11 protein-coding genes are annotated in these 8,750 nt (G+C 72.5%); 4 read left to right on the forward strand and 7 right to left on the reverse strand.

Features of this window, described 5'->3' with window-relative positions:
- The first annotated feature begins 244 nt into the window (after window positions 1-244).
- The 3 genes from ACFF45_RS07200 to ACFF45_RS07210 all read left to right on the forward strand — a co-directional run bounded on the left by ACFF45_RS07200 (window position 245) and on the right by ACFF45_RS07210 (window position 1,442).
- Window positions 245-316 carry a putative leader peptide gene (locus tag ACFF45_RS07200; RefSeq protein ID WP_322747027.1) on the forward strand — a complete coding sequence of 24 codons (72 nt, stop codon included), beginning with the start codon at window positions 245-247 and terminating at the stop codon, window positions 314-316.
- 79 nt (window positions 317-395) lie between these two features.
- A complete protein-coding gene (locus tag ACFF45_RS07205; protein ID WP_381343443.1) occupies window positions 396-950 on the forward strand; it encodes a cupin domain-containing protein in 555 nt (184 codons plus the stop codon).
- An 84-nt stretch (window positions 951-1,034) separates the two neighbouring features.
- On the forward strand, window positions 1,035-1,442 hold the full coding sequence (locus ACFF45_RS07210; RefSeq protein ID WP_381343445.1) for a rhodanese-like domain-containing protein: 408 nt from the start codon (window positions 1,035-1,037) through the stop codon (window positions 1,440-1,442).
- 139 nt (window positions 1,443-1,581) lie between these two features.
- Here the strand turns inward: ACFF45_RS07210 and recX are convergent, their stop codons facing one another.
- From recX to ACFF45_RS07230, 4 genes are all read right to left on the reverse strand, one after another.
- Window positions 1,582-2,376, reverse strand: coding sequence for a recombination regulator RecX (recX, locus tag ACFF45_RS07215; RefSeq protein ID WP_381343448.1), 795 nt, complete (start codon window positions 2,374-2,376; stop codon window positions 1,582-1,584).
- Window positions 2,377-2,379: 3 nt separating this feature from the next.
- Entirely contained in the window at window positions 2,380-3,507 is a 1,128-nt protein-coding gene (recA, locus tag ACFF45_RS07220; protein WP_381343451.1) for a recombinase RecA, read from the reverse strand.
- 307 nt (window positions 3,508-3,814) lie between these two features.
- Entirely contained in the window at window positions 3,815-5,059 is a 1,245-nt protein-coding gene (locus ACFF45_RS07225; protein WP_381343487.1) for an AI-2E family transporter, read from the reverse strand.
- A gap of 161 nt (window positions 5,060-5,220) precedes the next feature.
- Window positions 5,221-5,415 carry a DUF3046 domain-containing protein gene (locus ACFF45_RS07230; RefSeq protein WP_381343454.1) on the reverse strand — a complete coding sequence of 65 codons (195 nt, stop codon included), beginning with the start codon at window positions 5,413-5,415 and terminating at the stop codon, window positions 5,221-5,223.
- An 80-nt stretch (window positions 5,416-5,495) separates the two neighbouring features.
- On the opposite strand from ACFF45_RS07230, the gene ACFF45_RS07235 reads away from it, so the two are divergent.
- Entirely contained in the window at window positions 5,496-6,440 is a 945-nt protein-coding gene (locus ACFF45_RS07235) for a hypothetical protein (RefSeq protein WP_381343457.1), read from the forward strand.
- A 9-nt stretch (window positions 6,441-6,449) separates the two neighbouring features.
- On the opposite strand, the gene ACFF45_RS07240 is transcribed toward ACFF45_RS07235, so the two are convergent.
- From ACFF45_RS07240 to ACFF45_RS07250, 3 genes are read right to left on the reverse strand one after another with little or no spacing between them, the layout of a single operon-like run.
- Complete coding sequence (locus tag ACFF45_RS07240; RefSeq protein ID WP_381343459.1) at window positions 6,450-6,758, reverse strand: AzlD domain-containing protein; 309 nt, start codon at window positions 6,756-6,758, stop codon at window positions 6,450-6,452.
- Complete coding sequence (locus ACFF45_RS07245) at window positions 6,755-7,477, reverse strand: AzlC family ABC transporter permease (protein ID WP_381343462.1); 723 nt, start codon at window positions 7,475-7,477, stop codon at window positions 6,755-6,757. The genes ACFF45_RS07240 and ACFF45_RS07245 overlap by 4 nt, the downstream gene beginning before the upstream one ends.
- Window positions 7,390-8,337 (reverse strand): AraC family transcriptional regulator, encoded by a 948-nt coding sequence (locus tag ACFF45_RS07250; RefSeq protein ID WP_381343465.1) that lies wholly within the window; start codon window positions 8,335-8,337, stop codon window positions 7,390-7,392. Before ACFF45_RS07250 ends, ACFF45_RS07245 begins: the two co-directional genes overlap by 88 nt.
- Window positions 8,338-8,750: the final 413 nt, after the last annotated feature.

The following is an 8,750-nucleotide window of genomic DNA, read 5'->3' on the forward strand; positions in this document are numbered from 1 at the left end:
GTCCTTTCCCGACTTCCGCGCCTTTGACCTGTGTGACGCCGGCGTGTTCCGGGTGTGGGTGGGGGCGGCGTCCGCGGCCGCGGGGACGCCGTCCACGGCCCCCGGGGACGGTGGCTCCACCTACGAGTGACGCTGTCCCGTCCGCGGCGCGGCGACGTGCCCAGTGACGCTCTCTCCGCGGGGTGAGCGCGAGTTGACCGGTCCGGACCGGCGTGGTGTACTCCGGATCGTGACCGACACCTGTGTGCGCCTGTGGCGGAGGGTCCATATGGACCTCATCCGCTATGCGGGCTGCGTGTGTCGTCCCTCCTGCTGATCTCGCCTTCCCCTCACCGCGCGCGCCGCTGACGCCTCGCCGCGCGCGCTCACGCGAACGCTCATCAGGACGGTGCACGTTGTCTGTCTCCCCCTCCTCTTCCGCCGCTGTCTCCGTTTCCGGTTCCGCAGCGGCCGCGGCCGCTCCCACGCAGGCCGACCTGCTCGACTTCGTCCGGCGCACGGCCGCCGACGCCGCGTTGATCGACTCGCTTCCGCTCGACCCCCAGGGCCGTACCTGGGTACGGCTGGAAGGGCCCGGCGGCAGCGAGGCCTGGCTCATCGGCTGGCCGCCCGGCACGGGCACCGGCTGGCACGACCACGCCGACTCGGTCGGCGCCTTCCTCACCGCCCGCGGCGAACTGAAGGAACACTCCCTCGCCGCCCGGCTGCCCACCGACGGCTGGAAAACCCTGGAACTCACGGAGGGCGTCGACCGGGAACGCCGCCTCACGGCGGGCCGGGGCCGCGCCTTCGGGCGCCACCACGTGCACGAGGTGCTCAACGAGTCCTCCGACCGGCACGCCGTCTCCGTGCACGCCTACTACCCGCCGCTGCCGAGGATCCGGCGCTACAGCCGCACGGGAAACGTGCTGCGGCTGGAGCAGGTGGAGCGGCCGGAGGACTGGCAGTGAGCCCTGCCGCCCGCAAGACGGACCAGGACACCGACCGGAACGCCGGCCGACGACTCCGCTCGATACGTACGTTGAGGAGGGGCGATGCGAGGTGAACGCAGCATCCCGGTGGGGATCGACGAGCTGCTTGAGCAGGTCCGCGAGGGGTTCACGCGGATCGAACCGAGGGAGGCGTACCAGGCCGCCCAGGCCGGCGAGGCGCTCCTCGTGGACATCCGGTACGCGGCCCTGCGCGAGCGGGACGGCCTCATCCCCGGTGCCCTGGTCGTGGAGCGCAACGAACTGGAGTGGCGTCTCGACCCCCGCGGCAGCCATCGCCTTCCCGAGGCCACCAGCCACGACCTGCGCGTCGTGGTGATCTGCAACGAGGGTTACGCGTCAAGTCTCGCGGCGGAGTCCCTGCACCGCCTCGGACTGTACCGGGCCACGGATCTGAAAGGGGGGTTCCAGGCTTGGCGGGGTGCGGGGTTGCCGGTGAGGACTAGCCCATAAGAGCGAGCCTGTGGGAGTGCGGGCGCCTGTAGAGGGCGCGGGCGTGAGCGACGACGCGGCACGCGAGCGCCCGCCACCATCCGCCTCCGCGAGCCCCAAGCCCGTCTCGTCCGTACCGGGAGGGAGAGCGGGCACACCCTCAGTACCCCTCCTCACCCAGGAACTCCGTGTCCTCCCCCTCCTCCTCCAGCGCCCGTCGCACCACGCGCAAGGCCATCCCCTCGGGGTACCCCTTCCGCGCGAGCATCCCCGCCAGCCGCCGGAGCCGCTTGTCGCGGTCGAGGCCGCGGGTGGAACGGAGCTTGCGCGTCACGAGGTCGCGCGCGGTCGCCTCCTCCTGCTCGGTGTCGAGCTGGGCGACGGCCGCGTCGATCAGCGTGGAGTCGACGCCCTTGGTCCGCAGCTCCTGCGCCAGCGCCCGCCGGGCCAGCCCTCGGCCGTGGTGCCGGGACTCCACCCAGGAGTCCGCGAAGGCACTGTCGTCGATCAGTCCGACCTCCTCGAACCGCGACAGCACCTCCTCGGCCACCTCGTCCGGGATCTCCCGCTTGCGCAGGGCGTCCGCGAGCTGTTTCCGCGTCCGCGGGGTCCCGGTGAGCAGGCGCAGGCAGATCGCCCGGGCCCGCTCAGCCGGGTCCCCCGGGGGCTCCTCCAGCTCGGCCCTCGACAAGGAGGAGGTGCCCCCGTCCTCGGCGGACGGCTCCGTGAAGCCACGCCGGTGGCGCCCGCGCCCCCGTCGTGCGCCGGCCTCGCCACGCCCCCCGCGGTCGCCGCGAGGCCGGGTGCCTTCGCCCGCACCGGCATGCGAGCCGCCGTCCGGCCAGTCGTCACCGTGCCCGGCCCCGGCAAAGCCCCCCTCGTTCGCGCTCCCCGGATGCGGCTCGCGCGGGATGCCGGGGTCCGCGTACCCGGCCCAGTCGGTTCGCCGTGTCACGCGTCAGCTCTTGGCAGCCGCGGCCTTGGTCCTGGCCGTCTTGGCCGCCGCCGGGGCCGGCACCGCCTTGGCCTGGTCGTCCGCGGGGGCGGCGACCGCGGCGTCCGTACCCGGCTCGGCCGCCGGCTCCTCCGGCCGCACGCCCACGCCCAGCTTCTCCTTGATCTTCTTCTCGATCTCGTTGGCCAGGTCGGGGTTGTCCTTGAGGAAGTTGCGCGCGTTCTCCTTGCCCTGGCCGAGCTGGTCGCCCTCGTACGTGTACCAGGCGCCGGCCTTGCGGACGAAGCCGTGCTCCACACCCATGTCGATCAGACCGCCCTCGCGGCTGATGCCCTGGCCGTAGAGGATGTCGAACTCCGCTTGCTTGAAGGGCGGCGCGACCTTGTTCTTGACGACCTTGCACCGGGTGCGGTTGCCGACCGCCTCCGTGCCGTCCTTCAGGGTCTCGATGCGGCGGATGTCGATACGCACCGAGGCGTAGAACTTCAGCGCCCGGCCACCGGTCGTGGTCTCCGGCGAGCCGAACATCACACCGATCTTCTCGCGGAGCTGGTTGATGAAGATCGCGGTGGTCTTGGACTGGTTGAGCGCGCTGGTGATCTTGCGCAGCGCCTGGCTCATCAGGCGGGCCTGCAGGCCCACGTGGCTGTCGCCCATCTCACCCTCGATCTCCGCGCGCGGGACGAGCGCGGCGACGGAGTCGATGACGATGAGGTCGAGCGCGCCGGAGCGGACCAGCATGTCCACGATCTCCAGCGCCTGCTCGCCGTTGTCCGGCTGGGACAGGATCAGGTTGTCGATGTCGACGCCGAGCTTCTTGGCGTACTCGGGGTCGAGGGCGTGCTCGGCGTCCACGAAGGCGACCTGACCGCCGGCCTTCTGGGCGTTCGCCACCGCGTGCAGGGTCAGGGTCGTCTTACCGGAGGACTCCGGGCCGTAGATCTCCACGACACGGCCGCGCGGCAGGCCGCCGACGCCGAGGGCCACGTCGAGCGCGGTCGACCCGGTCGGGATGACCTCGATGGGCTCCTTCGCCCGCTCGCCCATGCGCATGACCGCGCCCTTGCCGAATTGTCGTTCAATCTGCGCGAGGGCGGCGTCGAGAGCCTTCTCGCGGTCGGTACCTGCCATGGGTTCCACCCGGTTTGCTTGAGTCGATCGCTTCACGTCAAAGACGCTAACGCCTGCCACTGACAATGCGCCCCGACGCCGGTCCGGCCTGTGGATAACTCGGGCACTTCTCCATCAATCCCCTGTGGACAACTCCGCCGAGGACCTCACCGGAGCCTCCATAAGAATGGATGTTCGATTTTTGTGTCAAGCTCACCACGCGGCACCTCCGAGACTACGACCGAGCGCCGACACCGGTCCCCGGACCCGCACCGGACCCGCACCGGGCGCCGCCCGCTGTGCTCGCCGACGCCCCCGCCGAGCGCCCTTACGGACGCCCCTGCCCGGACCCCTCACCCGACGACGCACCGGGCTGCCCCACCGAGGACTCTTCCGAACCCGAACCCGAACCCGAACCCGCAACCGCAACCGCACCCGGGCCCGCTCCCGACTCCGCCGCCCGCAGCCGCCCCCACACCCGCCGGGCGCGCGTGACGAGCCCCGTCCCCGGCACCGGTCGGCGGTGCCCGTGCACCCGGGGGTCGTCCGTGACGTCGTACCGCTTCACGTAGGCCCCGAGGAACGCCTGGAGCGTGGCGACCGCGGGGATGGCGATCAGCGCGCCGACCGCGCCGAGGAGCGCGGTGCCCGCGATGACCGATCCGAAGGCGACGGCAGGGTGGATGTCGACGGTCCTGGACGTCAGCTTGGGCTGCAGCAGGTAGTTCTCGAACTGCTGGTAGATCACGACGAAGACCAGCACCCACAGCGCGTACCAGGGATCGACCGTGAAGGCGATCAGCATGGGCAGGGCGCCGGCGAGATAGGTGCCGATGGTGGGGATGAACTGCGACACGAGTCCCACCCACGCGGCCAGCACGGGCGCGTACGGCACGCCCAGGACTTGCAGCACTATGTAGTGCGCCACCCCGGAGACGAGCGCCATCAGACCGCGCGAATATATGTAGCCGCCGGTCTTGTTGACGGCGATCTCCCACGCGCGCAGCACCTCGGCCTGCCGGGCGGGCGGCAGCACGGAGCAGAGGCCGCGGCGCAGCCGCGGACCGTCGGCCGCGAAGTAGAACGCGAACAGGGTGATCGTCAGCAACTGGAACAGGCCTCCGAGGACCTGCGCGGAGACGTCCAGGACGCCGGTGGCGCTGTTCCGCACGTAGGTGCGCAGCCAGTCGGAGCGCAGCACGCCCTCCTGGACGTCCACGCGTCTGAGCTCGGTCTTGAAGTGCGTGTTGATCCAGTTGATGACGGAGTCGAGGTACTCCGGGAAGCTCTCGACCATGGTGATGATCTGCCCCGCGAGCATCGAGCCGAGCAGGGTGACGAACCCCGCGGAGGCCACCATCACGGCGAGGAAGACCAGGCCGGTGCCCAGGCCCCGGCGCATGCCGCGCGAGGCCATCCAGCTCACGGCGGGCTCGATGGCGAGGGCGAGGAAGAACGCGATCAGGATGTTGATCAGCAGGCCGGTGAGCTGGTGGAAGGCCCAGCTGCCGAGCTGGAACACGGCGACGAGGGCGAGCGCCAGCACCATGGCACGCGGCAGCCAGCGCGGCATGCGCCCGCCGGGCGCGACGGCACCGCCGGCGGGAGGCCGGGTGGGCGGCGCCGTGCCGGAGGGGGATGCGTGCGGGGCTGCCTGCCCGGTCTCGTCTGCCACGGTGCAAGTCTCGCCCACGCCACCGACAATCGGGTGACGTCAGCGATCTTCGTGACCGGTCAGCGCCTTTCCTGTGGCACGTTCATGACGGTGCAGACCACCCGCCACACGTCCCTGGCCTCCCAGCCGGCGTCGAGAGCCTGGTACACGGTGCGTTCGCCGAGCTCCGACATCACATGGTCACGTGCGAAGGTGTCGGCGTACCCCGAACCGAAGTGCTCCGCCATCCGCTCCCAGAAGACCGTCAACCTCATGACGCCAGTATCCCGCCCCTGAGAGTGGGCCCGAGCGCGGAGCGCGTGCCGAGACCGCTTTCCGTCCTACGGTCTGAGCCATGGCCGAATCAGGAGCTCCCCCACTCCCCCCGACGCCCCCGGCGCACTCCCCGCTGTTCCGCGCCGAGCGGTTCGTCTGGCTCACCGCGCGCGTGCTGGAGCAGCATCTCTTCGCGTACCACTTCCTCCACGGCGGCGCCGACCCGGTGGAGACGGCGCTGGACGCCTACCGCAACCAGGACGGCGGGTACGGCCACGCCCTGGAGCCCGATCTGCGCGGTCCGGTCAGCCAGCCGCTGCACAGCGCGCACGCGCTGCGCGTGCTGGACTCCATCGGGCGCTGCGGCGGCCAGCGCGTGGAGCGCGTGTGCCGCTACCTGACGTCCGTCTCGGGCCCGGACGGCGCGCTGCCGTCGATCCGTCCCAGCCGGCGCGGCTATCCGACCGCCCCCTTCGTGCCGGTGGCCGACGACCCGCCCAGCGAACTCCTCGCCACCGGCCCGGTGGTGGGCCTGCTGCACCGCAACGAGGTCTGGCACGCCTGGCTGTTCCGGGCCACCGACTTCTGCTGGCAGACGGTCGAGTCCCTGGAGAAGTCCCACCCCTGCGAGGTCCGGGCCGCCGTAACCTTCCTGGACTCCGCGCCCGACCGCTCGCGCGCGGAGGCGGCCGCCGACCGCCTGGGACGCCTGGTCCGCGAGCACCGCCTCGCCGCCCTCGACCCCGAGCGTCTCGACGCCCAGCCCGTGGCCCCCGGCTACGCCCCCGGTGAACACCACTTCCCGCACGACTACGCGAGGACACCGCATTCCCTCGCGCGCGCGTGGTTCACCGACGACGAGATGGCTCGCTCCCTGGACTTCCTGGAGAGCGAACAGCAGGAGGACGGCGGCTGGCCGATCCGCCGGCACCAGTGGGCCCAGGTCCCCGCGCTGGAGGCACGCCCCCTGGTGACCATCGAGGCGCTGCGCACCCTCAGGTCCTACGCCCGCCCCATCGGCTGACCCCGTCCCTCAGCCGCCCAGCGCCCGCACCCCCGCCGTCACCACCACGGCCGCCGCGACGACCAGCAGGAACGGAGCCCGCAGGAACAGCGCCGCGGCTGCCGCGGCGATCCCGGCAGCCCGCGCGTCCAGCACCAGCACCCGCCCGTCGGCGAACGTCTGCTGGGCCGTGAGGGCGGCGAGCAGGGCGACGGGCAGCAGCGCGGCGAGCCGCTTGACGAGGGGCCGCTCCAGTACGCCGGCCGGCACCAGCAGCCCGGCGAGCTTGACGGCGTAGCAACTGACGGCGGTGACACCGATCGCGATCCAGATGTTCAACGATCCCCCTCCTGTCCCGCGCGGCGTCCCCGCACCCACAGCACGAGGGGTGCCGCGAGCGCGGCCACCAGCACCGGCAGACCGGCGGGCAGCACCGGCAACAGCCCCAGTCCCAGAAGTACCGCCAGCCCGGCCACAGCCCGCTCGGTCGCGGTCCGCAGCATCGGTGCCAGCAGCGCCAGGAACACCGCGGGCCCGGCCGCGTCGAGCCCCCACGCGGCGGTGTCGCCGAGGGCCTCCGCGCCCAGCGCCCCGAGCAGCGTGGTCAGGTTCCACAGCACGTACAGGCTCAGCCCGGTCACCACGAAGCCGATCCGGGCACCACGCCGCGTCGGCTGCGCCAGCGCGACGGCGGCCGTCTCGTCGATCACCCATTGGGCGGCGAACGGCCGCACCGCGCGCGGGAGGGCCAGCAACTGGGACAGCCGCAGCCCGTAGAAGGCGTTGCGCACCCCCAGGAAGAAGGCGCCGGCGGCCGCCGTGAACGGGTTCCCGCCCGCCGCGAGCGCCCCCACCAGCGCGAACTGGGACGCGCCGGTGAACACCAGCAGGCTGAGCGCGCACGTCTGCCACAGGGTGAGTCCGCTGCCCGCCGAGGTCACCCCGAAAGCGAACCCGGACAGTCCCACGGCTACTCCGACGCCGAGCGCGTCCCGTACGACGGCGGCGTCCGGCCTCCCGTCGGACCGTATGTCTGCGATAGCTGTCTGTTCTGCCACGCCTCGGACGGTAGGGGCAGCCGCCGCGCCGCGTCTTGTACGTTCTTGCGCTCGCGCTGGTACGCCCCCGGCGGCACCCCCACGATGCGGCTGAAGTGCCGGTTCAGATGCGGCTGGTCGGTGAACCCGACCCGGGCGGCGGCCTCCGCGGGCGCCGTCCCCGCGTCCAGGAGCAGCCGCGCCCGCCGCACCCGGGCATCGGTCAGCCACGTGTGAGGCGGCATCCCGTACGACTCCCGGAACGCCCGCAGCAACGCGAACGGACTGGTCCCGAGCTCCTCCGCGAGCCGCTCCAGAGTCGGCGGCTCGGCCATCCGCGCCTCCAGCACCTCACGCGCCCGCGCCGCGACCCGGGCCCCGGCCGTCCGCACCTCACGCCGCGGCAGCGCCCCACCGTTCAGCCGCAGCAGCCGCGTCACCACCACACGCAGCAGGGTGTCCGCGGCCAGGGCGTTCCCCTCGTCCGCGGCACGCAGCACCTGATGCACCAACCCCACCGCGTACGGATCATCGAGCACCGGCCGCACGAACCCGGGTGTCCCGCGGATCGCGGTCGTCTCGGCAGCGATCTCCGCCACCACGTCCGGCGAGGGATAGACGGCCCCGTACCGCCACCCCTCCGGCACCCCCGCCCGCCCGGTGTGCGCGGTGTCGGGATTGACCAGCGCCAGCGCGCCCGCCCCCGCGTACTGATCACCGCCACCGTGCTGGAAGACCTCCACCCCGTCCGCGATGGCCGCGATCACGAAGTTCTCGTGCGTGTGCCGCACGAACGTCTTCCGCACATACCGGGCCCGCAGCAGATCCACACCGGGCAGCTCCGCATACTGCCAGTGCCGCGCACGCTCACCCGACCCCATACCCTCATTCTCCGCACCACCACGACCACAAGGCGAACGCCCCCACGACGGGCAGGGGCACACCCGGCAGCCACCAGCTCGCTGCCCGCACCCGCCCACGGCGGCAAGGAACCGCCCCCCGGAGGCGGCACCCGCGCACGGCGGGAAGGCCCACCCCCTGGAGGCGGCACCCTCCCAGGAAGGGGACCGCCCCCGTGGCGCTGCCCGCACCCGCCCACGGCGGTAAGGGACCCCCCGGAGGCGGCACCCGCGCACGGCGGAAAGGCGAGGCCCCCCGTGAGGCGGCACCCGCACACGGCGGTAAGGGACAGACCCCCCGTGAGGCGGCACCCGCGTACGGCGGGAAGGGCCGGCCCCCCCTGGGGCGCTGCCCGCACCCGCCCACGGCGGGAAGGGGACGTGCCGGGGGGTGT

Source organism: Streptomyces cinereospinus (assembly GCF_042430725.1).
Classification (GTDB): domain Bacteria; phylum Actinomycetota; class Actinomycetes; order Streptomycetales; family Streptomycetaceae; genus Streptomyces; species Streptomyces cinereospinus.

What these genes read in the sequence shown, in the direction of transcription:
- ACFF45_RS07250 (WP_381343465.1), bottom strand. Translation starts at nt 8,337, where the DNA reads ATGGGGTCGGGTGAGCGTGCGCGGCACTGGCAGTATGCGGAGCTGCCC.
- recA (WP_381343451.1), bottom strand. Translation starts at nt 3,507, where the DNA reads ATGGCAGGTACCGACCGCGAGAAGGCTCTCGACGCCGCCCTCGCGCAG.
- ACFF45_RS07230 (WP_381343454.1), bottom strand. Translation starts at nt 5,415, where the DNA reads ATGAGGTTGACGGTCTTCTGGGAGCGGATGGCGGAGCACTTCGGTTCG.
- ACFF45_RS07210 (WP_381343445.1), top strand. Translation starts at nt 1,035, where the DNA reads ATGCGAGGTGAACGCAGCATCCCGGTGGGGATCGACGAGCTGCTTGAG.
- ACFF45_RS07235 (WP_381343457.1), top strand. Translation starts at nt 5,496, where the DNA reads ATGGCCGAATCAGGAGCTCCCCCACTCCCCCCGACGCCCCCGGCGCAC.
- ACFF45_RS07225 (WP_381343487.1), bottom strand. Translation starts at nt 5,059, where the DNA reads ATGCCGCGCTGGCTGCCGCGTGCCATGGTGCTGGCGCTCGCCCTCGTC.